The organism is Synechococcus sp. A15-127 (assembly GCF_014280215.1).
In the GTDB taxonomy this organism is placed as follows: domain Bacteria; phylum Cyanobacteriota; class Cyanobacteriia; order PCC-6307; family Cyanobiaceae; genus Parasynechococcus.
Map to the genome: position 1 here is coordinate 1,294,977 of NZ_CP047948.1, position 21,244 is coordinate 1,316,220.

The 21,244-nt window shown below is 63.4% G+C and carries 22 protein-coding genes and 1 tRNA gene; 16 read left to right on the plus strand and 7 right to left on the minus strand.

Going from position 1 to position 21,244, the window contains the following annotated elements:
• Positions 1 to 131 precede the first annotated feature (131 nt).
• Positions 132 to 1,115 carry a M23 family metallopeptidase gene (locus tag SynA15127_RS13630; protein WP_304623138.1) on the plus strand — a complete coding sequence of 328 codons (984 nt, stop codon included), beginning with the start codon at positions 132 to 134 and terminating at the stop codon, positions 1,113 to 1,115.
• A gap of 33 nt (positions 1,116 to 1,148) precedes the next feature.
• A tRNA-Met gene (locus SynA15127_RS06725) sits at positions 1,149 to 1,222 on the plus strand.
• Between the two features lie 25 nt (positions 1,223 to 1,247).
• Here the strand turns inward: SynA15127_RS06725 and SynA15127_RS06730 are convergent.
• Positions 1,248 to 1,523, minus strand: coding sequence for a hypothetical protein (locus tag SynA15127_RS06730; protein WP_186483415.1), 276 nt, complete (start codon positions 1,521 to 1,523; stop codon positions 1,248 to 1,250).
• Positions 1,524 to 1,660: 137 nt separating this feature from the next.
• On the opposite strand from SynA15127_RS06730, the gene SynA15127_RS06735 reads away from it, so the two are divergent.
• Positions 1,661 to 2,260, plus strand: coding sequence for a peroxiredoxin (locus SynA15127_RS06735; RefSeq protein ID WP_043691161.1), 600 nt, complete (start codon positions 1,661 to 1,663; stop codon positions 2,258 to 2,260).
• Here SynA15127_RS06735 and SynA15127_RS06740 read toward each other — a convergent pair whose 3' ends face one another.
• Both SynA15127_RS06740 and ftsH read right to left on the minus strand, forming a co-directional pair.
• Entirely contained in the window at positions 2,261 to 5,032 is a 2,772-nt protein-coding gene (locus SynA15127_RS06740) for a UPF0182 family protein (protein WP_186483416.1), read from the minus strand.
• Positions 5,029 to 6,765 (minus strand): ATP-dependent zinc metalloprotease FtsH, encoded by a 1,737-nt coding sequence (gene ftsH / locus SynA15127_RS06745; protein WP_186485619.1) that lies wholly within the window; start codon positions 6,763 to 6,765, stop codon positions 5,029 to 5,031. Before ftsH ends, SynA15127_RS06740 begins: the two co-directional genes overlap by 4 nt.
• A 141-nt stretch (positions 6,766 to 6,906) precedes the next feature.
• Here ftsH and rpmF point away from each other — a divergent pair, with 141 nt between their 5' ends.
• Positions 6,907 to 7,083: a 50S ribosomal protein L32 gene (rpmF, locus tag SynA15127_RS06750; RefSeq protein ID WP_043691166.1), complete on the plus strand. Its 177-nt coding sequence runs from the start codon at positions 6,907 to 6,909 to the stop codon at positions 7,081 to 7,083.
• Here rpmF and SynA15127_RS06755 read toward each other — a convergent pair.
• From SynA15127_RS06755 to SynA15127_RS06765, 3 genes are read right to left on the minus strand one after another with little or no spacing between them, the layout of a single operon-like run.
• Positions 7,047 to 8,036 (minus strand): phosphoribulokinase, encoded by a 990-nt coding sequence (locus tag SynA15127_RS06755; RefSeq protein ID WP_186483417.1) that lies wholly within the window; start codon positions 8,034 to 8,036, stop codon positions 7,047 to 7,049. The two genes, rpmF and SynA15127_RS06755, sit on opposite strands and share 37 nt — an antisense overlap.
• On the minus strand, positions 8,026 to 8,364 hold the full coding sequence (locus SynA15127_RS06760) for a DUF565 domain-containing protein (protein ID WP_186483418.1): 339 nt from the start codon (positions 8,362 to 8,364) through the stop codon (positions 8,026 to 8,028). Before SynA15127_RS06760 ends, SynA15127_RS06755 begins: the two co-directional genes overlap by 11 nt.
• Positions 8,364 to 9,116: an HAD-IA family hydrolase gene (locus SynA15127_RS06765; RefSeq protein ID WP_186485620.1), complete on the minus strand. Its 753-nt coding sequence runs from the start codon at positions 9,114 to 9,116 to the stop codon at positions 8,364 to 8,366. Before SynA15127_RS06765 ends, SynA15127_RS06760 begins: the two co-directional genes overlap by 1 nt.
• 30 nt (positions 9,117 to 9,146) lie before the next feature.
• Between SynA15127_RS06765 and recJ the strand changes: the two genes are divergently transcribed.
• Complete coding sequence (recJ, locus tag SynA15127_RS06770) at positions 9,147 to 11,075, plus strand: single-stranded-DNA-specific exonuclease RecJ (protein WP_186483419.1); 1,929 nt, start codon at positions 9,147 to 9,149, stop codon at positions 11,073 to 11,075.
• A 7-nt stretch (positions 11,076 to 11,082) separates the two neighbouring features.
• Here the strand turns inward: recJ and psb30 are convergent, their stop codons facing one another.
• Complete coding sequence (gene psb30, locus SynA15127_RS06775; RefSeq protein WP_043691176.1) at positions 11,083 to 11,190, minus strand: photosystem II reaction center protein Ycf12/Psb30; 108 nt, start codon at positions 11,188 to 11,190, stop codon at positions 11,083 to 11,085.
• A gap of 108 nt (positions 11,191 to 11,298) precedes the next feature.
• Between psb30 and SynA15127_RS06780 the strand changes: the two genes are divergently transcribed.
• The 11 genes from SynA15127_RS06780 to fmt all read left to right on the plus strand — a co-directional run bounded on the left by SynA15127_RS06780 (position 11,299) and on the right by fmt (position 21,235).
• Positions 11,299 to 11,673 carry a YkgJ family cysteine cluster protein gene (locus SynA15127_RS06780; protein ID WP_186485621.1) on the plus strand — a complete coding sequence of 125 codons (375 nt, stop codon included), beginning with the start codon at positions 11,299 to 11,301 and terminating at the stop codon, positions 11,671 to 11,673.
• A complete protein-coding gene (locus SynA15127_RS06785; RefSeq protein ID WP_186483420.1) occupies positions 11,666 to 11,989 on the plus strand; it encodes a TMEM165/GDT1 family protein in 324 nt (107 codons plus the stop codon). The genes SynA15127_RS06780 and SynA15127_RS06785 overlap by 8 nt, the downstream gene beginning before the upstream one ends.
• 3 nt (positions 11,990 to 11,992) lie before the next feature.
• The gene (locus SynA15127_RS06790) at positions 11,993 to 12,310 is read left to right on the plus strand and encodes a TMEM165/GDT1 family protein (protein WP_186483421.1); all 318 of its coding nucleotides are present in this window, start codon (positions 11,993 to 11,995) and stop codon (positions 12,308 to 12,310) included.
• A gap of 101 nt (positions 12,311 to 12,411) precedes the next feature.
• Positions 12,412 to 14,751, plus strand: a complete 2,340-nt coding sequence (locus SynA15127_RS06795) for an RNB domain-containing ribonuclease (protein WP_186483422.1) — start codon at positions 12,412 to 12,414, stop codon at positions 14,749 to 14,751.
• A gap of 2 nt (positions 14,752 to 14,753) precedes the next feature.
• Complete coding sequence (locus SynA15127_RS06800; RefSeq protein WP_043691185.1) at positions 14,754 to 15,362, plus strand: flavin prenyltransferase UbiX; 609 nt, start codon at positions 14,754 to 14,756, stop codon at positions 15,360 to 15,362.
• The gene (locus SynA15127_RS06805; RefSeq protein WP_186483423.1) at positions 15,359 to 15,790 is read left to right on the plus strand and encodes a hypothetical protein; all 432 of its coding nucleotides are present in this window, start codon (positions 15,359 to 15,361) and stop codon (positions 15,788 to 15,790) included. Before SynA15127_RS06800 ends, SynA15127_RS06805 begins: the two co-directional genes overlap by 4 nt.
• A gap of 45 nt (positions 15,791 to 15,835) precedes the next feature.
• The gene (locus tag SynA15127_RS06810; RefSeq protein WP_186483424.1) at positions 15,836 to 16,258 is read left to right on the plus strand and encodes a DUF2996 domain-containing protein; all 423 of its coding nucleotides are present in this window, start codon (positions 15,836 to 15,838) and stop codon (positions 16,256 to 16,258) included.
• A gap of 58 nt (positions 16,259 to 16,316) precedes the next feature.
• Complete coding sequence (gene acsF / locus SynA15127_RS06815; RefSeq protein ID WP_186483425.1) at positions 16,317 to 17,396, plus strand: magnesium-protoporphyrin IX monomethyl ester (oxidative) cyclase; 1,080 nt, start codon at positions 16,317 to 16,319, stop codon at positions 17,394 to 17,396.
• Between the two features lie 25 nt (positions 17,397 to 17,421).
• Positions 17,422 to 18,834, plus strand: a complete 1,413-nt coding sequence (locus tag SynA15127_RS06820; RefSeq protein ID WP_186483426.1) for a TldD/PmbA family protein — start codon at positions 17,422 to 17,424, stop codon at positions 18,832 to 18,834.
• A 2-nt stretch (positions 18,835 to 18,836) separates the two neighbouring features.
• Positions 18,837 to 20,204, plus strand: a complete 1,368-nt coding sequence (locus tag SynA15127_RS06825; protein WP_186483427.1) for a TldD/PmbA family protein — start codon at positions 18,837 to 18,839, stop codon at positions 20,202 to 20,204.
• Positions 20,201 to 21,235, plus strand: a complete 1,035-nt coding sequence (gene fmt, locus SynA15127_RS06830) for a methionyl-tRNA formyltransferase (RefSeq protein ID WP_186483428.1) — start codon at positions 20,201 to 20,203, stop codon at positions 21,233 to 21,235. The genes SynA15127_RS06825 and fmt overlap by 4 nt, the downstream gene beginning before the upstream one ends.
• Positions 21,236 to 21,244 lie beyond the last annotated feature (9 nt).

Below are 21,244 nucleotides of genomic sequence, written 5' to 3' on the forward strand. Positions count from 1 at the left end.
GTGATCCAGTCCCCCTTGCACCCAAATGTTTGGCTCGTTACCTTCGGCCCACTCAGACGGTCGTATGCCGTCCAAGATTTCCTCCGGGCTGCATGCGTTTCGTCCAGGTCTTACTGACTGTCTCTGCGCCGATGCTGACCCTTGGCATCTGGCAGGGTCAGCCTGGACAAGCCAACAACCGCCCACTGTTCGCTGAACTCCCTCCGCTTCCATCTCTGACGGAGGAGGAGATCGCCAGCGACAAGATGATCTGGGTGCAGCTTCAGGAGAGGATCGGCCTCGGAAGCCTGGCTGAACTGCTTGGGCTGCAGGGTGAGGAGCTCTCCAGACTGAACGAGAAATCGGAAGCTCACCTCTACCTTTCTGGCTCGTGGGTCAAGCTGCCAGTCGAGGCCGTTGATGAACTCGAGTTCATTTCAGCGGTTGATGTTCAGTCCCGCCGCACATCGCCTCCCGTTCTGGCACCCCCTCCGGTCGGCAACACGGCGCATGTTCAGTCGGGTGACTCTCTCAACACGTTCCTGTCCCGCAACGGACTCACCTGGGATGAGTTGCGCACCCTGAATCCTGGCCTCGAATTGAGTTCGATGGCCGCCGGAAGCGAACTGACGGTCGCCAAAGCCAGCAGCTCAAGACATCTTCTGGCCATCCGACCCACCATCAGCGGTGGTGCCAGCTGGCCTCGGCGGCCTCAGTTCGAGACCCCGGTAAAGCAGGCTCCCAAGCTTCTCAACAATTCCTACTCCTGGCCCACCAAAGGCATCTTCACGTCCGGCTACGGCTGGCGTTGGGGTCGGATGCACAAGGGCATCGACATCGCCAACAACACGGGAACCCCGATCCATGCTGCTCGGGATGGAATCATCACCTACTCGGGTTGGAGCAGCGGTTACGGCTATCTGGTGGAGATGTCCCACGCCGATGGTGACTCCACGCGATATGCCCACAACAGCCGGCTGCTGGTCAAGAAAGGCCAGCTGGTCCCTCAGGGAGCCCGCATTTCCCTGATGGGAAGCACCGGACGCAGCACCGGCCCCCATCTGCACTTTGAGATCCGTCGTTCCGGTGGAGCTGCTGTCAATCCCCTCTCCAAGCTTCCAACCCGTCAGGCCTGAGCGTCTGGTGATCCTCTAAAATCTGTCACACAAGGCTCGGTAGCTCAGCTGGTTAGAGCGTGGGATTCATAACCCCAAGGTCGGGAGTTCAAGTCTCCCCCGAGCCATTCGTCTGTTCTGAACATCAACCTCTCAACGCATGTCGATGGCGTTTAGCCGGTCGCGAAACGTGCGGTTGTTGTCCTTCTCCTGCATGGAGGTGGTTGATGCCGTTGGAGTCGACCTGGACTGCGGCGGCGCCTGACGCCTCTGGCGCTCGGAGCGACCGGATGTGCCGGGCATCCTGAGAGCTCCCGTCGAGCCGTCACGATCCAGAGGTCGCTTTTTCAGGTCACCGCGAAGCTGATTCAGAAGCCGGAAGTGCCCGGTGGAACTGAATTTGCGCAGCAATGAGGGATCCCAGCTCATCAAGACCGAAAGGTTGTTGCAAAAGTGTATGGTCTAGAGCGGCGGGACCCGTGATAGGTTGCGCGCGCAATTGGAAGTCGATCCGACTACGACTTAGTCGCCGTCGACGACCGGTTCATCACCACCGCATCCCGAACATGCCCGAAAACGGTTGCCTGCGTGTGGGCCAGATGGCCCCGGATTTCACCGCCACCGCTGTGGTGGATCAGGAGTTCAAGGAAATCAGCCTGTCCCAGTACCGGGGCAAGTACGTCGTGCTGTTCTTCTACCCCCTGGACTTCACCTTCGTCTGTCCGACTGAGATCACGGCCTTCAGCGATCGCATCGCTGATTTCACCAGCAAGAACACCGAAGTTCTCGCTGTCTCGGTCGACAGCAAGAACTGCCACCTGGCCTGGATCCAGACCCCTCGTAACCAGGGTGGCGTGGGCGATATCAGCTATCCGCTCGTCTCCGACCTGAAGCGTGAGATCTGCACTGCCTACAACGTGCTCAACGACGACGGCGAGGCCGATCGCGGACTGTTCATCATCAACCCGGAAGGGATGGTCATGCACATGACCATCAACAAGGCGCCGGTCGGTCGCAATGTTGATGAGACCCTTCGCGTGCTTCAGGGCTACCAGTACGTGGCGGCAAACCCCGACGAGGTCTGCCCCGCCAACTGGACTCCTGGCGAAAAGACGATGAAGGAGGATCCCGTCGGCAGCAAGGAGTACTTCTCTGCCATCGGCTGATCAACCGAGAACATCCTCGTTGTCCGGCTCCGGCGGTCTCTGACCTGCCGGAGCCTTTTTCATGAGCTGATCGATCGCGCCCGAGAGCGTATCCGCCATCGCGATCCCGCGTCCGTCACTGACCACGATCCTGACAAGCGTGGGAAGCCCCCCCTGGCTGGCCCGCAGATAGACCGGCTCGACGTAGAGAAGGCTGCTGCCAACGGGGACCACCAGCAGATTGCCCTGAACCACTTCAGATCCTCCGCGATCCCAGAGTCCGAACATCTTGCTGATATCGGGATCCTGGTTGATCCTGGCCTGCACCTGCTGTGGCCCGGGGATGGGCTTGTCCTGAGGGAAATCAATCAGCACCAGTTCCCCGTAGTGATCGCCGTCATTGCGTGCGGCAAGCCAGGCGGTGAGATTCGGTCGGGCCTGGGGGGTGAAGGGCTGAAGCAACAGGAATTCCGAACTGCTGTTGGCTTCCAGTTGTGCCGTGATGTGATACGGCTCAACAGGCACTTCCCTGTCGCCGTACGTCTCAACGGGCAATTGCCACACGTCGTCACCGCTGTAGAGCACCCTCGGATCGATCACGTGGTAGGTCTGAAGCTGCTGGACCTGCACCTTGAACAGGGCTTCCGGTACACGCAGGTGCCGGCGAAGGCTCTCAGGCATGGCGCTGAGGGGTTCGAACAGATCCGGGAACAAGGCTGACCATCCACGAATCAGCGGGTCTTCCGGTTCACTCACATAGAAATGGACGCTGCCGTTGAAGGCATCGACAACGGCCTTAACCGAATTGCGCAGATAGCGATCACTCAGGGCGTCGCCGACAGCTGCGCTGTAGGGGTAGGTGGCCGAACGGGTGAAACCCTCGACGATCCAGTACTGGTTCTGATCCTGCTCATAGCCGGCCCGTCCGTCCTCGATCGGGACGGAGACCAGATAGGGATCGCCGCGGAATTCCAGGAACGGGGCAATCGCTTTGACCCGCTGGTGGACATCACGCCTGAGCAGCAGACGGGTGTCGGATGTCATCGAAGCGGTTGTCAGCAACCTCGGCTCCATCAGATAGGCAGCAGCAGCAAGCCTCTGGGGGAGGAAACCGATGGGAACACCAGCTGCCCCCGAGTAATTGGTGTAGACGTTGACATCGCCCTCCGGGTAATCGAACTCGTCCACGAGGGTCGGAGCCACCGCATAGGGCGAGGGCAGCATGCCGAAATACAGCGCCGCCCTGTTCACGGGGACAACCCGCTCAACATCCCCGCGGGAGATGCCAAGCCTTGCATTGCCTTCGATGCGGGTGGCGGAGCCCAGATCGCTGATGAAATAGGGCGGAAGGCCATCCGGACGGGCCGCATTCACCGGGCTCAGCGTGAATCCGTAGCCATGGGTGAACACGAAATGACGGTTCAACCACGTCCGTGACCGTCTGGGCAGTTCGGACTGCTCCAGCTCCCGGGCCGCGAGGATCACCTGCTGAGCCGTGTCGCGATCTGGGAGGAGCGGATAGCGATCAACGGCGGCGTTGGAGAAGCGGTAATAGACACGAAGCTGCTGCAGCTGTCGATTGGTCTCCAGCAGAGGCCTGCTGTCCCACAGACGGATGTTGTCGACGGTGCTGGCTGCCGTCTCCAGATCGTCGCTGGTGAGGTTGGAACTCAGATCATCCGAGCGGAAGCTGATGCGATCCAGCTGGAAGGCGCGTCGGGTCGATGTGATGGCCTGCTCCAGGTAAGGCATCTGCAGCGTCAGTTCCTGGGGTCGCAGCAACAGCCAACGGGTCAGAGGGGTGACCAACTGCTCGATCAGCACGGTGGTCACCAGCAGCACCAGCAGCAGACGCGGCGCGCGACGGTGGAAACGATCGTCTCCGCCAGCGATGACAGCAATGGCCAGGAGCAGCAGCAACAGCGCGATCAGGCTGCGGAACGGCAGGGTCAGATGAACCTGCAACCAGCCGGCACCGGCGACCATGCCGGACTGCGTCCAGAGGAGCTGATGGCGTGACAGCCAGCACCAGCAGGCAGCAGTGGTCAGGATCAGGCCGCTCCAGCGGCGCAGCCCGTTCAGAGCGTGAGGGGCAAATCCGGGACATTCCCAGTCACTGAGACAAGGAGGACGGATCAACCGCCCCCACAGCGTGCCCGACAGGGTGAACAGCTGAGCCAGCAACCCCAGCTCCAGCAGCAACTTGATGGCGGCGAAACGGGCGAGGGAGAAGCTGATGTCGCCGCCGAGCAGAGGTTCGATCAAGCCCGTATCGGGAATGTCCACAGCCAGCGCCCAGACACTCCAGGCCCTGGCGGCGATCACCACAAGGCCGATCCAGCCGAGACGCATCAGCCAGACCATCCAGGGGAGTCGGAGAGCCAGCAGGCCCACGGCCAGACTCAGAAGCACCAGAACTTGGCGAGAGCCGGAGAGATCGAAGGACCACTGCCCCAGCGTGGTCGGATGACGGAGCGCCTCGACCACCAGCAGGCCGATCAGCACCCCGCTGACCAGAAGCACGGCACCACTCACGGCCAGAAGCAGGCTGTAGCGCCAACCCCGCAGCACGGGGGCGAGGCTGACCGACCGGTCCACCGGAGACGCCATGACGGTTCGGGCCCAGCGGGATGCGGCCAGCAGCAGGATCGCGGCGCACCCCCCTGACAGAAGCTGAAGGCCCCAACGCTGCAGCAACACCCCCTGCCAGTCGAACTGAGCAAACCAGAGCCACTCCACCAGCATCCGGGCTGCCAGCCACGACAGCGGGAGCAGGAGAAGCAGACGGATCACGTCAGGCCGGCAAGCTGCATGAAGCGGTCCCCCGGCAGGGTCTCCTCGTCGATCAGGGCCTCGACCAGACGGTCCATCACCTGCCGTCTCGGCTGCAGCAGAGCCACTGCCTGCTCAAGGGAGCGGCGGGCAAGGGCACGGACCTGGGAATCAATCTCCCGTCCTGTCGTCTCGGCGTAGTCGGGACGCTGGTTGAACCAGTCCTTGCCGAGGAAGACCTCGGAACCTGCCGACTCAAGGGCGACCGGTCCGAGGCTGGAGAAGCCGAAGCGGGTGACCATCTCCCTGGCCAGACGGGCCACTGTCTGGAGGTCACCGCTGGCTCCCTGCGTCACTTCCTGAGCTCCGAACACCACGAGTTCAGCGGCGCGTCCCCCCAGCATCACCACAAGATCCGCCTGCAGATAGGCGCGTGTGTAAAGGCCCGAGTCGAGGCGTTCCTCATCAGGCAGCAAACGGGAGTAGCCGGCAGCGCCACCGCGGGGAAGGATCGTGACCTTGTCGACGGGATCAGCTGCCGGCAGCAGCGCCGCGACGAGAGCGTGGCCGATTTCGTGATACGCGATCAGACGTTTCTTGGCACTGTCCTGGAGGGGTCTGGCGCTCAACCCCATCGTGATCCGATCCAGGGCGCCTTCCAGTTGGGTGTCCGTGATCGCCTGCTCCTGCTGACGAGCGGTGAGAATCGCCGCCTCATTGAGCAGATTGGCAAGGTCGGCTCCGGAGAATCCCGGTGTCCGCCGTGCCCAGTGCTCCAGATTCACGGTGGGATCCAGGGGCCTGGTTCTGGCATGGACCGCGAGGATGTCAGCGCGGCCACGGCGATCGGGCAGCGAGACATCGATGCGGCGATCGAAACGGCCCGGACGCGTCAGAGCGGCATCAAGCACATCGGCCCGATTGGTGGCCGCCAGGAGAATCACACCGGAGTTCTCCGCGAAACCATCCATTTCGGTGAGCAACTGATTCAGGGTCTGCTCCCGTTCATCATTTCCGCCACCGATGCCTGCCCCGCGCTGGCGACCGACGGCGTCGATCTCATCGATGAAAACGATGCAGGGAGCTTTCTCCTTGGCCTTTCGGAACAGGTCCCTGACTCTGCTGGCTCCGACACCGACGAACAGCTCAACGAATTCGGAGGCGGCCATCGAAAAGAAGGGAACGCCGGCCTCCCCGGCGATCGCCCTAGCCAGAAGAGTCTTGCCGGTTCCTGGTGGTCCCACCAGCAGAACGCCTCTGGGGATCCTGGCCCCGAGCCGGATAAAAGACTCCGGTTGCTTCAGGAAGGTGACCACCTCCTGGAGTTCCTGTTTCGCCTGGTTGATGCCGGCGACGTCCTCGAAGCGGACCTGAAGATCCTCCTGAGCCTTGACCCGAGGCTGACTGCGTCCGAAACCCAGCGCTTTGTTGGCCACCTGGGCTGAGCGCCTCAACAACAGCGAAAGCCCCACAACGATCAGCACGATCAGTGCAAGGTTTCCGGCCATGCCGGCCAGGGCCTGATCCTGGCGGACATCCCGCACCGTCAGTGGAGTGCCGGACGCTTCGGCAGCCCGCAGAATCTGCTGATCGTTGGCGAAGACAGGAACGGTGGCGCGCCGGCCATCGCGATAGGTCACCTGCACTTCCCGGCGCCCGGGGATCAGCTCGAGGTTGCTGACGTCCTTCTTCTCAATCTGACGCAGCAGCGTGGAATAGCTCGTCGGGGGCTGTCGCCGACCCAGAGCGGGCATCAGGGACGGCTGAGGACGGCTGGTCTGTTCCGGAGCGCTCGAACCTGAACTCACGACATCTCTGCTCTGTCATGAGACTAGCGATTTGACGCCGGGCATCTCCAGGCGGGACAATCCCCGTTTGGAGATAAAGAAGCCGCAATGGCCGTCCCGAAGAAGAAGACATCCAAGGCCAAGCGCAACCAGCGCCATGCCACCTGGAAAGCCAAAGCGGCGGTCGCTGCCCAGCGAGCCATGTCGATCGGCAAATCGGTGCTGAGCGGTCGGGCCCAGGGATTCGTCTACCCCGTCCGCGATACCGACGACGAGGAGAGCTGATCCGGTCTGATGCGGATGCGGCGGAGCCGCCTCTCAACATCGATTTCGAAAACCACATCAGCGGATGGAAGCTGGAAGCTCACGGCGGGAATGGCGGCCATGATCATCCGGGTGAAGCCTTCCAGCTCCCTGCGATCCAGGGAGACACCGCTCGTCTGCTTCATCGTGGCCTCCTGATCCTGCTTCCAGAGCCTGGAGGATGTGAAGTCCAGGGCCTGAAGCTGCCAGAGCGCATCAAGGCTCGACCAGACCGGGGCGTAGGTGCGCAGCTGGTCCTGCACGATGTGGCGGTACCGGAGTTCCTCCGCACTGAGGGGAGGAAGCAGATGCTCTGAACCCGCCGATATCGGTTGCCCGGCGGCCAGGGGTTCACAGCCCACGAACCAACCTTCCAGCAGCAGAATCCGCGCCGGGCACGGACGCCAGCCGCAGCGGTCCCCGCGCCCCTTTCGGAGTGCCTTGTCGAACATCGGAAGGTTGGGCTGTTCCCCCTGCCTCCAGGCACTGAGGCGATCCAGCAGCAGAGGCAGATCATGGCTTCCAGGCAAGGCCCGGGGCACTCCCCAGGGGTTGCCCTGCATCGCCAGATCGAGACCGGCCGCATCGAGATAGAAATCGTCGATGGACACCACCTGCAACGACAGCCCCAGCTGAGATGCGGCTCCCTCCAACCAGCGTCCGAGACTGGATTTGCCACAACCCGGCAGGGCGCTGAGGCCGATGAGATGGCGTGTTCCACGGTTCTCAAGCTGTTCAGCCAGGGTCAGCAGAGGCAGCCCGAGCGCCCACAACCAGTCGGCCGATGCACCGCGGGCCCAGGCATCCGATGCGAGATCGGTTGCGGAGCGATTACGCCAGCGCTTCTCCCAGCCTTGAGGGTCAACATCCCCGAGATGTTCAAGCAGTGCGATCAGATCCGCCTGCGGCAGATCCCTCGGTGCTTCAGGATCCAACCTTGAACGCCTCCAGCACGATTCCGTAGACCAGTCCCATCCGGCCATTGTCCAGAAGCGTCCAGGAGAGTGGCAGCGGCTCCTGGCGGACACGGCGGCGGAAGAACACAAGGGCTTCACACATAGCCAGCACGAGAAGCCCAGCGAACGTTCGCATCGATACGGCGTTCACCAGATGAACAGTGGCCACGGATCCTGAAAGGAATCCGAGCAACAAAGCGATCAGTGAGAGGCTGCGCCGCCACCAGGGCCCAGCGAAAGACTGGCTGAGACGCGCCCCGAAACGACCCTGAACCCCGGCGAGACGCGTGGTCTGGTAAGAACGCATCACTCCGGTGGATCCAGAAGAAACTTCAGGTACTCCAGCGTCACCAGCCCCTGCGGGCAAGGGGGCCCCCAGCATTGGTGAGCAGGCCGCTCCCGTTCACCGAGATGGTCGAGAACGGCAACGGCCAGCCCATGCAGCTGGTGAAGGTCCCGGTCCCATGGAGAGGGCGTCAGCAGGCAGGGGAGGCCCGAGGCTCTGGCCGCCTGGAGTCCAGCCGCCGAATCCTCCAGGGCCAGCCCTTCCTGGGCACTGAGGCCACTGGCCTGCAAAGCGTGGAGATAACCGGCAGGCGATGGTTTGCCCTCAGGCACGTCATCAGCCGTGATGATGCCCTGGAACGGCCATGGTCCGTCGCCACCACCGGACAGCAACGCGCTGACCGACCCACGGCCGCTGGAGGTGACGATCCACTGCTGCACACCGGCGCAGTCCAACTCCCGGAGCAGTCGCAGCACGCCCGGCCGCCAGCGCACATGGCCGGAACGGCAGCGTTCCAGGTAACGATCCCGCTTGCGGGCACGAAGTGTCTGAAGCAGGTCATCATCAAGGCTGACGCCCTGCTGCCGGGCAGAGAACCTGACACGGGCCATCCCTCCTGGAACGGAGAGCAGATCGGCGTAGTGCTCCGGAGTCCAGTGAAGGGGGAGACCGAGGTCCTCGAACGCTTGGTTGAAGGCGGGGCGATGGCCATCCATCTCGGTGTCCGCCAGGGTTCCGTCCACATCCCAGAACACGCCGCGCAACTCAGCCATCGCCGGTGCCGACGTGCCGTCGGACGCACAATGCACGAGCATCTCAGCACACGATCGCGGCCGACGTTGACGCACCATTCACCTCTGTGGAGCTGGTCCCTGCCGGAGGTGATCACACCGTCCCCGCTGGCGGAGGTGGATCTGCCCTTGCCATTGCGGAGCCTGCTGCAACGTCGGGGCATCCAAACGGTGGAAGCAGCGGAACACCTGCTCGATCCGCCGGATCTTCCGGATCCGGAACAGGAGTTCCCGGATCTAGCAACAGCGGCAGCACGCTTGGCGCGGGCCTGCAGAGGCGGTGAATCACTGGCGATCTGCGGGGATTACGACGCCGATGGGATGACGAGCACAGCCCTGCTGATTCGCGCCCTCCGCCCCCTTGGAGCGGACGCTGTGGCAGCGATCCCTTCGCGGATGGATGACGGTTACGGGCTCAACACCGGCATGGTCGAACGCCTGCAGGCCAAGGGGATCCGACTGCTGGTGACCGTTGACAACGGAGTTGCAGCGGTTGCGGCACTGGAAAAGGCGATCGAACTCGATGTGGAGGTGATCGTCACCGATCACCACACGATTCCCGAGCAGCGACCGCCGATGGCAGCGCTGATTCATCCGGCCACAACCCCCGAAAGCTCGCCCTACCGAGGACTGGCAGGCGTCGGACTGGCCTACGTTCTGGCGGAGGCGGTGGCATCGCGACTGAAGCGTCCGGAAGCGGTTGCGACGGCCCGGGATCTGTTCTGCATCGGCACCGTGGCCGACATGGCTCCCCTCACCGGAGCGAACCGTCGCTGGCTGCGGGACGGGCTGAGACAACTGCACCGCAGTCGATGTGAAGGGATTCAGGCGCTTCAACGCCTTTCAGGGCTTGGTGACCGACCGCTGCGCAGCGATGACATCGGGTTTCAGATCGCTCCGAGAATCAACGCCGTGGGGCGCCTCGGGGAACCGAGCCTTGTGGTGGACCTGCTGACGGTTGAGGACCCTGAAGCGGCCATGGCTCTGGCACGCCGTTGTGACGATTACAACCGGCAGCGCCGGGATCTGTGCAATGCCATCGAAGCCGAAGCCGTGGCACTTGTGGAAGCAGACCGGGGATCAGTGCCGCCGTTCCTGTTGCTGGCGCAGGGTCACTGGCATCACGGCGTCATCGGCATTGTGGCGGCGCGCCTGGTTGAGCGATATCACCGGCCGGCCGCCCTGCTCGCGGGAGAGGGGGATGGCCGCCTGCGGGCCTCCGTGCGGGCACCATCCGGATTTGCCGTGGATGCCGCCCTGAACAGCTGCAGTGACTTGCTGGAACGTTTCGGAGGTCATCCGGCAGCCGGTGGCTTCACCGTGGCGGCGGAGCAGGTGCATCCGCTCCAGGAACGGCTCAACTCCCTGGCGGAGGATTGGCTGAGCCGTCAGGGACAGGGCATTCCCATCCGCCCCGATGCCCTGCTGAGCCTTGAACAGGTGAACTGGGATCTCTGGAGTGCGCTGCAGCGCCTGGAGCCCTTCGGCATCGGCCATGAGACGCCCCTCTTCTGGTCAAGGGACTGTCGGGTGACGGAATCACGCACCATGAACGGTGGTCATCTGGCTCTGAAGCTGAGCCAGGGACCCGCCGAACGAAGGGCTGTCGCCTGGCGCTGGTCAGACCAGCGTTCCGTTCCCAGCCGCTGTGATGTGGCCTTCCGGATCAACCTCAATCGGTGGCAGGGGGAGCAACGGCTTCAACTCGATGTGAAAGCACTCAGACCGCACAGCGACTGCATCACGCTCTGCCGAGGAACCAACCGGTACATCGCCGCCAGGAACGGGGAAGGTCTGACCCTCAGCAACGACCAGGGACGCTCGATCGAGGCACGCGTGCCCGCGGAGGAACCGCTGAACTGCCAGGACCCTCTCGCTCAGAACGGACAGGTTCTGCACCTTCTCGAGGAGGCGAGCCTGGCCCTTGGACTGAGGCCCTGAGCAGGGCTCAGAGGGCGCCGCGGCGATAGAAGAGGATGAAGATCACAGCTGGGCCGGCGAGAGTGATCAGCGCAAGGGCGGCGAAATTGGCGATCAGATGGATGTCGATGCCCATGGTTCGGAAGCGCTGTCAGACGACGATTGGCAACCCAGGCTACGGGGCCTGCGGACCTGCGGGTCCACGAGGGGTGAAGCTCTGTGATTGCTTGTCACAGCGAGCCCGATGAACGGGGTGCTCGGGAGCTGGACCTGCATCAGCCAGTGCGGAGCGTGCTGCCGGCTCTGCCCGGAGGAACGGGGCGAGGCGCTGGAGGCCCTCAGTGAGGATCAACGCCGTGAATATCTGTCGATGGTGGGGCCAGATGGCTGGTGCATCAACTACGACAGCGGCGGCCGCCGTTGTCGCATCTATGAGACGCGACCGGATTTCTGCCGGGTCCAGCAGCTCGGAGGCCTGTTCCACGTGAGCGACTCCGACCTCGAGGAGTTCGCTGTGAGCTGCTGCCGCCAGCAGATCCGATCCGTCTATGGAGGACGTAGCCGTGTCCTGCGTAGGTTTGACCGAGCCCTGCGCAGGTCCACCCCCGGCGATGACTGAGTCCGCTCGGCCCCCGTTTCTGACGGTTCTGATCAGCAGTTTCACCACGGTTTTCCTGGCGGAGCTCGGGGACAAGACGCAGCTGGCGACCCTGCTCCTCGCCGCTCAGTCAGGCTCGCCCTGGCTGGTCTTCCTCGGTGCTGCCCTGGCGCTCATCGCATCCAGCCTCGTTGGGGTGCTCGTGGGCCAGTGGTTGTCCAAGGTGCTGCCTCCGGAACGGCTGCAACTGATGGCCGGCGTGCTGATGGTGAGCCTCGGCCTCTGGCTCGGTCTGCAGGCGGCACGCGCGCTGCTGATCACCCACCCCATGTTCTGAGCCATGGACCTCGCGCTGCTTCTGTCCACCTTCGTGACGGTCTTCCTGGCGGAGCTGGGGGACAAGACCCAGTTGGCCACCGTGGCGCTCAGTGGAACCTCCGACCGTCCGTTCGCTGTCTTCCTGGGATCGTCGTCCGCCCTTGTGCTGGCCAGTCTTCTCGGAGCTCTGGCAGGAGGGTCGATGGCCACCATGATCCCCGCTGATCTGCTTCAGCTGGCTGCCTCCATCGGATTCCTGGTGATCGGAACCCGTCTGCTCTGGCCAGCACTTCGCGGCGCAAACCTGCTGGAGGAGAAGGAGGGACCCGCCGACTCCTAAAGTCGCAATGGCCTGGAGTTCGCTGCATGGTCCACCCCACCGGTGGCCCGCTCCGCGTCACCTTCCCCCGGTCCTGACGGCCGGTCTTTTCCCGATTCCCGATGAAGTTCACGGTCGCCGACCTGCTCGATCAGCTGTCCATCGATGCAGCTGTCGAGCCACCGAAGCTGGCCAAGAGCCTCAAGCTCACCAAGCAGAGCGAAAAGCAGTGCCTGGATCTCGCCCTCGACGCCCTCGGAAGGATCGGGGTGGTCGCGATCCTGGACGACGGTGGTGTCATCCGTTGTGAAAACGATCAGCTGATCGATGCCCGGCTTCGCTGCAGCAGCAAAGGCTTCTGCTTCGCCATCCGTCATGACGGCGGGGATGACATCTACATCCGCGACCATCAGCTCAATCACGCCTGGAACGGTGATCGCGTGCTTGTGCGAATCACCCGAGAAGGCGGGCGACGACGATCACCGGAGGGAGGTGTTCAGTGCATCCTCGAACGCAGCACCACCTCGCTGCTGGCGCAGGTGGAACGTCAGGACGACCAGCTGGTGGCCGTTCCCCTCGACGACCGGCTGCTGGCCAGCATTCAGTTGCCGAAAGAAGCTGGAGAGCATCTCCAGGAAGACAAACCAACCTCTGTTGTGGAGGTTCAGGTCGATCGCTACCCGGTGGCTCAGCATGCGGCTGTCGGTCATGTGGCGCGTCCGCTTCCCCTGAACGGGGGCCCTGCGGCCGATCGGGAACTGCTGCTCACCAAGGCGGGACTGCATCACCGGCAGGCCGCGCCGCGTGGATCCGCCAAGGCTCCAGCCACGAAGGGACGCACCGATCTCAGTGATCAGCCCTGTCTGCTGCTGCGCAGCTGGTCCGTCGAGGACGCCCCCGGGCTGCCCGCCGTTCACGTCGAAGCCCATGAGGGCGGGAGCCGGCTCTGGGTGCATGCGCCCACGGTCGCCGAACGGATCGGCAGCGGAAACAGTCTGGATCTGTGGTTGCGCGATCAGGTGGAAGCTCTCTGCCTCGGGAACGCCTGGCAACCGCTGCTCACACCAGCTCTCAGCAAGGCCGGAAGCTTCGTTTCAGGGGAAACGGCCGAGGCGATCACGGTGCGCCTCGATGTCTCCGCGACGGGAGAGGTCACGGACTGGACCTTCATGCTCAGCACCATCCGTCCGGCGGCGACGGTGTCCACGGAGCAGATGAAGGCGCTGGCGGAGCGCAAGCCCAGAAGCCGCAGTCTCCCTACCGCGCTCAAGTCGATCAAGGACCACCTCGGACAGCTGGAGACACTGCAGTTCTGTGCCCGCTGTCTGATGGATCGCGAGCGTCAGTCCGGCGTGGTGCAACTGGATCTGCAGCTGCCGGAGATGGAAGCGCTCGGAGACCTGATCTGGGCCGATCCCACAGGGCTGCGGCATCGCTGGGTCGATGCCATGGCTCCACAGGACCCACAGTCGCTGCTGCAGCCGCTGCTGCGTGCCGCCAACCGGGCCTGGGCACAGCATCGTGAGTCGCTTCAGCTGCCGGGCATCGTTCTGCAGAGCGGGGAACCGGATCCCGCTGTTCTGACGGATGTAGCGAAGACCGCGATCGCCCTCGATCTGCCGCTGGAACTCGATGAAGAGGGCAGCCCATCCGCTCAGGAACTGCTCGCAGGCTTCACCGAGTCAGCCCATCGACGTGTGCTGGAGCAACAGCTCAGCCATGCCCTGCCGCAACCGGTGTTCGCCGTTGCCGGCCTGGCCCCGGTGCCGGCGGAAGCCGAGGAATCCACCGCATCGGCCGCCAGTGGCGAGAAAGCGACAGATCCTCTGGTCGCCGAGGTCCCATGGTGCTGCGCAGGCCTCAGCTATGCCCACCTCGCCAACCAGCAGGTGCTGGTCTGCCTGCTCCAGGACGGCAAGGATCGGCCGACCGTGCGCCACAAGACCCGTCTCACCCTCGGGGAACGCGGATGCGGCGAAGCGCTGAGCTGGCCACTGTTCACGGCGTCCCAGGAGGAGAAACTGCAGGGGATCTGCACGGAACGCTTCGTTCAGAGACTGAACAGCCGCCGTCGTCAGATTCATGAGCTTGAACGGGATCTGGTGAACATGGTTCAGGCACGATCCGCCGAGCCGCTGGTGGACAGCGAAACCGAAGGCCGAATCAGTGGTGTGCAGAGCTACGGATTCTTTGTCGAGGTGGGGCCGACACGGGTTGAAGGGCTCGTGCACGTCAGCTCCCTGAACGATGATTGGTATGAATACCGATCGCGCCAGAACCGTCTTGTCGGACGCAAGACTCGCCGCGTGTATCAACTCGGTGACAGCGTTCGGGTGCGCGTGATCAAAGTCGACGTGTTGCGCAATCAGATCGATCTGGACGTGATCGCCGAACCCTTGCCGGCGCCGGAAGCGGAGGACACCGGCATCACACCGATTCCGGTCACCCTCAGCAACGCCTGACCATGCATCCCTACGTCCTTGCGGTGACCGGCGCATCCGCGCAGCCGCTGGCGGAGCGGGCTCTGCAGCTGCTGTTGCGACGCGGCCGCGATGTTCATCTGGTGCTGAGCCGCGGAGCCCACGAGGTGTTCCGCGCCGAGCAGGGACTGAGGATCCCAGTGGCACCCGATGAGCAGGAACGCTTCTGGCGCGAGCATCTCAAGGAATCAGCGGGTGGGCTGGTGTGCCATCGCTGGAACGATCAGAGCGCCTCGATCGCCAGCGGCAGTTTCCGCACACGGGCCATGCTGATCCTTCCCTGCAGCATGGGCACGGTTGGTCGCATCCGTGCCGGTGTGGCGATGGATCTCATCGAACGCTGCGCCGATGTGCATCTCAAGGAAGGACGCCCGCTGGTGATCGCTCCTCGCGAAATGCCGTTCAACCTGATTCATCTGCGCAATCTCACGGCCCTTGCGGAAGCCGGGGCACGCATTGCAGCTCCGATTCCTGCCTGGTACACACGGCCGGAAAGCCTGGATGACATGGTCGATTTCCTCGTGATCCGCCTGCTGGATGGTCTTGAGGAGGATCTCGGTCCGCTCGATCGCTGGCAGGGCCCTGTCGCATGACCGCGTTGCAGAGACTGCTGCTGCTGCCCTGCCTGGCACCGTTCGTGATCGTGATCGTGCTGTCTGCGCTGACGCGCGGAACACCGGTTCGGCTGCAACTGCTCATCTGGCGCACGCCACCCCTGCCGATCGGAGCCTGGACGGCTCTGGCCGCCTCCACGGGCGCCGCTCTGGCGGCGGGCACGACCATGCTGCTGAGGCCGTCCCGCCAGCCCCTGCGCCGTCAGGTCCATCGTGCCGTCGAGAACCTCGAGCGGGAACCGCAACCTCCACAGCCGAGCCCGTCGATGCCCGAACGGGACATCCGGGAGCCGGCACCCACCGTTGCTGTCGCCTACCGGGTGATTCAGCAACCCGAGCGCGTCAGGTCGCGACCGAGCGACAGCGATACGTCGGACTGGGATCAGGATCCCGACCGCGATTGGTGAGGCACCTCCGGGGCTGCCTAAAGTTCCCGCAGAGATTTGGATCCGGTGAGCGACACCCCTGCTGAAGCCGAAGCGCAGGCGAAACCGAAGCCGAAGGCCAAACCTCCCAAACCGGAGGACAAACCATTCGAGCTGTTCATGCGCGAGGAGTTTCTGCCCGCGGTCAGCAGCCAGCTCAAGGATCACGCCATCGACCCGGACCGGCTTGAGCTGGTCACAGGCGAACGACCGGTGGTCGGAGGCACCTGCCCGATGGTGGTCGGGGAACTGCCTGGTGACCGTCGCTTCTGGCTGTGTTTCAACAGCGAGGACATTGCCAGCGGAAAGACCATCACCCTGGCGGACCCGGGCAGCGACCCGACCCTGCTGGAGTCCTTCCTGATCGATGAGAAGCGGATGTCACTTGCTCTGCTCGTGTCCAGGCTTCTGCAGCGTCTGAACGGTCAGAAATGGCTGGGCGGGAACTGAAGCGCGACGGAGATCACGGTGTCACCCCTACATTGGATGACACCTTGTACCGGAGCTGATGGTCCCTCCCACCGCCATGGCCGAGCAGACAGCCGAGAGTGCTGTCGCCGTCAAGGAGCCCGTCAAGGACACAATCCTCACTCCGCGGTTTTACACCACCGATTTCGAGGCCATGGCCGCCATGGACCTGCGCCCGAACGAGGCGGAACTCGAAGCGATCTGTGAAGAATTCCGCAAGGATTACAACCGTCACCATTTCGTCCGCAACGACGAGTTCGACGGGGCCGCCGAGAAACTCGACCCTGAAACACGACAGGTCTTCGTTGAATTTCTCGAGCAGAGCTGCACGTCTGAATTCTCCGGCTTCCTCCTCTACAAGGAGCTGAGCCGTCGGATCAAGCAGAAGAACCCTCTTCTCGCCGAGTGCTTTGCCCACATGGCCCGCGATGAGGCCCGCCACGCCGGCTTCCTCAACAAGGCGATGAGTGATTTCGGGGTTCAGCTCGACCTCGGGTTCCTGACGGCCAGCAAGAAGTACACCTTCTTCAAACCCAAGTTCATCTTCTACGCCACCTACCTGTCAGAGAAGATCGGCTACTGGCGTTACATCGCCATCTACCGGCACCTGGAGAAGAACCCGGACAGCAAGATCTTCCCGATCTTCAACTTCTTCGAGAACTGGTGTCAGGACGAGAACCGCCATGGTGATTTCTTCGACGCCCTGATGAAGGCTCAGCCCGACACCGTGCGTGGCCCCATCGCCAGGCTGTGGTGCCGGTTCTTCCTGCTGGCTGTGTTCGCCACCATGTATGTGCGTGATGTGGCCCGCAAGGAGTTCTACGAGTCACTCGGCCTGGACGCCCGCACCTACGACCGCATGGTGATCGACAAGACGAACGAGACCTCGGCCCGCGTTTTCCCGGTCGTGCTCGATGTGCGCAATGACAAGTTCTGGGAGCGCCTCGAGCAGTTGGTCAGTAACAACGCAGCTCTTCAGGCTGCGGATGCCGGCACGTCCCCTGCGCCTGTGCGTCTGATCCGCAAGCTCCCCCACTGGATCGGCAACGTCTCCGTGATGGCGAAATTGTTCCTGATGTCCCCGATCCCCAGTGATCGTTTCCAGCCCGCCGTCCGCTGACGGGCTTCTTCTCACGACAACGCACTTGACCGCCGCTCTTTTCACGACCAACGGAGCCGCACTGCTGGAGGACCTTCTCCAGCGGGGCGTTTCGGCCGGGGCCTCGCTCGTCGAGGTGTTTGCTGAACGAACCGATCATCTCGGTCTGCTCGCCGAACAGGACAACATCACCAGTGTCAACCCGTCCTTCGCCTGCGGCGCTGGAATCAGGGTGTTCCGCGGCGAGCGGGATGGATTCGTGAGCACCAACGACCTCTCGAGGGATGGCCTGACCAGGGCTCTCGATCAGGCCCTGGCGATGCTTGGGCTGGAGATCGGAACCCGGGATTCCGCTGCGGGCTTCCAGGGTCTGCGTGCACTCATCAACCATGCCGCGACCAAAGAAGACTGGTTGCAGCGCTGCCCCTCCATGGCGGCAGCCGGCGACAGGCTGAAGCAGGGAACCGCTCATCTGGAGCGCCTCGGCCAGCATCTGCAGGTGCGTCGTGGCAGCTATTCCCGCGATTGGCAGGAGGTGCTGGTGGCCGCGTCGGACGGCACCTTCGCGCGGGACATTCGTCTCCACCAGTCCACCGGACTCTCGGTGCTGGCTGCCGATGGCGACTACCGCGCCAGCATCGGTCGGCGCTACGGCAGCACGGACCGACCTGAGGATCTCGTCAACTGGAACAGCGAGACGAGTGCCACGGAGGTCTGCGAGAGCGCCGGCAAGATGCTTCGGGCTGAATACGTCGAAGCCGGCCAGATGCCGGTGGTGCTCGCCAACCGCTTCGGCGGCGTGATCTTCCACGAAGCCTGCGGTCACCTGCTGGAGACAACGCAGATCGAACGGGGCACCACCCCCTTCGCGGACAGCGTCGGTTCCCTGATCGCCCATCCAGCAGTCACGGCCGTTGATGAAGGCCTCAGTGACGGGGCCTTCGGAACCCTCTCCATGGACGACGAAGGCATGGCGCCGGAACGCACGGTGTTGATCGAGAACGGCATCCTGCAGCGGTTCATCAGTGACCGCGCCGGGGAACTCCGGACAGGCCACCGTCGAACCGGCAGTGGTCGGCGCCAGAGCCACGCCTTCGCTGCCGCCAGTCGCATGAGAAACACCTACATCGATGCCGGTCCCCACAAGCCGGAGGATCTGATCGCGTCGGTGGATCACGGTCTTTACTGCAAGGCCATGGGTGGTGGCAGCGTCGGACCCACTGGTCAGTTCAACTTCGCCGTGGAGGAGGGGTATCTGATCGAGAACGGACAACTGGGACAACCGGTGAAGGGCGCCACGCTGATCGGGGATGCCAAGGAGGTGATGCCGCGAATCTCCATGTGCGCGGATGATCTCGATCTGGCAGCCGGCTTCTGTGGCTCGGTGAGCGGCAGCATCTTCGTCACCGTGGGGCAACCGCACATCAAGGTCGATTCCATCACCGTCGGAGGCCGCTGAAGATGACGAAAACGAACGGTCTCAACGCCTCCGCCCTGCGTGATCGGTTGCAGGAACTCGCCAAACGCGAAGGGATCCATCAGTGGGACCTTGGCGCCGCCTGCAGTGATGACTGCTCTGTTCAGGTCGATCGGGGAGAAGCGAAACAGCTGAAGGCGGCTCAGCGCAGCTCAATCACCGTGCGTGTCTGGAACGGCGATGGGCTGGTGGGGATCACCAGCACCACGGATCTCTCCGAGGCCGGCCTGGAGAAGGCTCTCACCGGAGCCCACGAAGCCAGCCGCTTCGGCAATCCAGACGATGTGCCCGGATTTTCCCCGCTGGCGACGGCTCCGCTACCCGAGCTGGATCGCCCACTGAAACAGCGCCGGGGAATCCTGCCGTTGCTGTCGACCCTGCGCGAGGCCGAAGCCGACCTGCTCGCCCGCCACCCCGCGATCAACAGCGTGCCGTACAACGGACTTGCTGAGTCGCTTTCGCAGAGCCTCTATCTCAACAGCGACGGAGCCCTGCGCGAAATGCAGCGCACCCAGGCCTCGCTTTATCTCTACGCGAAGGCTGAGGAAACCGGTCGTAAACCGCGCAGCTCCGGTGCCGTTCGCCTCGCTCTGGGCAGCGGCGACCTCGATGTGAGCGGGTGCATCGAGGAGGCCGTCGAACGCACCGTCAGTCACCTCGCCTATCGACCGATCGACACCGGCAGCTATCGGATCTGCTTCACACCGGAGGCGTTTCTGTCTCTGCTCGGGGCCTTCAGCAGCATGCTCAATGCACGCTCGGTTCTTGATGGCGTCAGCCTCAGCCGGCGGGAGTCGCTCGGTACCTCCGTCGCTGTTCCGTTCCTGTCTCTTCACGACGACGGACTGCACAGCGGCAACATCGGCGCAGCGGCGTTCGATGGAGAAGGAACACCGACGCGACGGATCAGCCTGATCGAGGGTGGCGTGCTGAGCAATTTCCTGCACTCAGAGGCCACAGCCAGGGCCTTCGGCGTGGCACCCACCGGCCATGCCGGCCTGGGCGCGAAAGTCTCGGTCGGTCCGGACTGGTTTGTGGTGAGCACCACAGAAGGCGTCAGCAGCGGTCACGATCTGGATCACAAGACCCATCAGGATCCGTTTGTGCTGATTGAAGATCTCAGCGCCCTGCATGCCGGCGTCAAAGCGAGCCAGGGCTCGTTCTCCCTCCCCTTTGATGGCTGGTTGGTGAAGGGCGGTGAACGCATTTCGGTGGAAGCCGCCACCGTGGCCGGTGATATCCGCACAGTGCTCAACAGCCTTCTGCATCTTGAAACGGAATCGGAAGTCACCCCGAGGGGGGTCAGTCCCCATGTCTGGGTGGACGGACTCTCGATCACCGGCGAGGCATGAGAGTGCTGTTCTGGGGCACTCCCCAGTACGCCGTCCCAACTCTGAAGGCACTGCATGCCGCCGGCCACGAGGTGGTCGGTGTCGTCACCCAACCGGACCGGCGGCGGGGGCGTGGGAAGCAGCTGATGCCATCACCCGTCAAACAGGTGGCGCTGGAGCTCGAACGTCCGGTGTTCACTCCGGAACGGATCCGTCGGGATCTGGAGTGCCAGCAAGCACTGGCAAGGCTGAATGCGGATCTGTCCGTTGTGGTGGCTTTCGGCCAGATCCTGCCGAGATCCGTGCTGGAGCAGCCACCGTTGGGATGCTGGAACGGCCATGGATCCTTGCTGCCGCGTTGGCGCGGAGCAGGACCGATCCAGTGGAGCCTGCTGGAAGGTGACCCGGAGACCGGTGTCGGCGTGATGGCGATGGAGGAGGGCCTGGACACAGGGCCGGTGCTGCTGGAACGGCGCTGCAGGATCGGTCTGCTGGAGACCGCCGAAGAGCTGGCCTTACGCCTGAGTTCTGTGACGGCCGAGCTGATGCTGGATGCGCTGCCCCGCATCGCATCAGCTGGACAGGGCCCTCAGGAGCTTCGCTGGCAGCGTCTGGGGGTAACCGCTCAGCAGGAGCGGAACGGGGAGGTGACCTATGCACGCATGCTGACCAAGGACGACCTGCGGCTGGACTGGAGTGAGTCGGCCCTGGCACTGCACCGGCGTGTGATGGCGCTGCATCCGAACGCTTTCACACGATGGCGGGGACAACGCCTCAAGGTGCTGCGCTGCGAACCGCTGATCGAGCGTTTGCGAGGGGAACTTTCAGAGGACGCCAGAGATCTGGTCGGTCGCTGGCCAACCGGCGAGGGCTCACCCGGGACTGTTCTGAGCACCGAGGCGGGCCTCGGACTGGTGGTCAGCACACGGGGATGCCCCCTGTTGATCCGTGCAGCGCAGCTGGAAGGAAAGTCGCGCAGCGAAGCAGACACACTTCTCCAGCAACTCCGCGCCCAGCCCGGCGACCGACTCGAAAACGTGATCATACATTAACGATATTGT

Excerpts from the sequence above, each read along its gene's own strand:
- SynA15127_RS06730 (WP_186483415.1), bottom strand. The coding sequence starts at position 1,523 with ATGAGCTGGGATCCCTCATTGCTGCGCAAATTCAGTTCCACCGGGCAC.
- SynA15127_RS06780 (WP_186485621.1), top strand. The coding sequence starts at position 11,299 with ATGAACGGGGTGCTCGGGAGCTGGACCTGCATCAGCCAGTGCGGAGCG.
- psb30 (WP_043691176.1), bottom strand. The coding sequence starts at position 11,190 with ATGGGCATCGACATCCATCTGATCGCCAATTTCGCCGCCCTTGCGCTG.
- SynA15127_RS13630 (WP_304623138.1), top strand. The coding sequence starts at position 132 with ATGCTGACCCTTGGCATCTGGCAGGGTCAGCCTGGACAAGCCAACAAC.
- SynA15127_RS06795 (WP_186483422.1), top strand. The coding sequence starts at position 12,412 with ATGAAGTTCACGGTCGCCGACCTGCTCGATCAGCTGTCCATCGATGCA.
- rpmF (WP_043691166.1), top strand. The coding sequence starts at position 6,907 with ATGGCCGTCCCGAAGAAGAAGACATCCAAGGCCAAGCGCAACCAGCGC.
- acsF (WP_186483425.1), top strand. The coding sequence starts at position 16,317 with ATGGTCCCTCCCACCGCCATGGCCGAGCAGACAGCCGAGAGTGCTGTC.
- recJ (WP_186483419.1), top strand. The coding sequence starts at position 9,147 with ATGCACGAGCATCTCAGCACACGATCGCGGCCGACGTTGACGCACCAT.
- SynA15127_RS06805 (WP_186483423.1), top strand. The coding sequence starts at position 15,359 with ATGACCGCGTTGCAGAGACTGCTGCTGCTGCCCTGCCTGGCACCGTTC.
- SynA15127_RS06800 (WP_043691185.1), top strand. The coding sequence starts at position 14,754 with ATGCATCCCTACGTCCTTGCGGTGACCGGCGCATCCGCGCAGCCGCTG.
- fmt (WP_186483428.1), top strand. The coding sequence starts at position 20,201 with ATGAGAGTGCTGTTCTGGGGCACTCCCCAGTACGCCGTCCCAACTCTG.
- ftsH (WP_186485619.1), bottom strand. The coding sequence starts at position 6,765 with ATGCCCGCTCTGGGTCGGCGACAGCCCCCGACGAGCTATTCCACGCTG.
- SynA15127_RS06785 (WP_186483420.1), top strand. The coding sequence starts at position 11,666 with ATGACTGAGTCCGCTCGGCCCCCGTTTCTGACGGTTCTGATCAGCAGT.
- SynA15127_RS06735 (WP_043691161.1), top strand. The coding sequence starts at position 1,661 with ATGCCCGAAAACGGTTGCCTGCGTGTGGGCCAGATGGCCCCGGATTTC.
- SynA15127_RS06790 (WP_186483421.1), top strand. The coding sequence starts at position 11,993 with ATGGACCTCGCGCTGCTTCTGTCCACCTTCGTGACGGTCTTCCTGGCG.
- SynA15127_RS06825 (WP_186483427.1), top strand. The coding sequence starts at position 18,837 with ATGACGAAAACGAACGGTCTCAACGCCTCCGCCCTGCGTGATCGGTTG.
- SynA15127_RS06765 (WP_186485620.1), bottom strand. The coding sequence starts at position 9,116 with ATGGCTGAGTTGCGCGGCGTGTTCTGGGATGTGGACGGAACCCTGGCG.
- SynA15127_RS06760 (WP_186483418.1), bottom strand. The coding sequence starts at position 8,364 with ATGCGTTCTTACCAGACCACGCGTCTCGCCGGGGTTCAGGGTCGTTTC.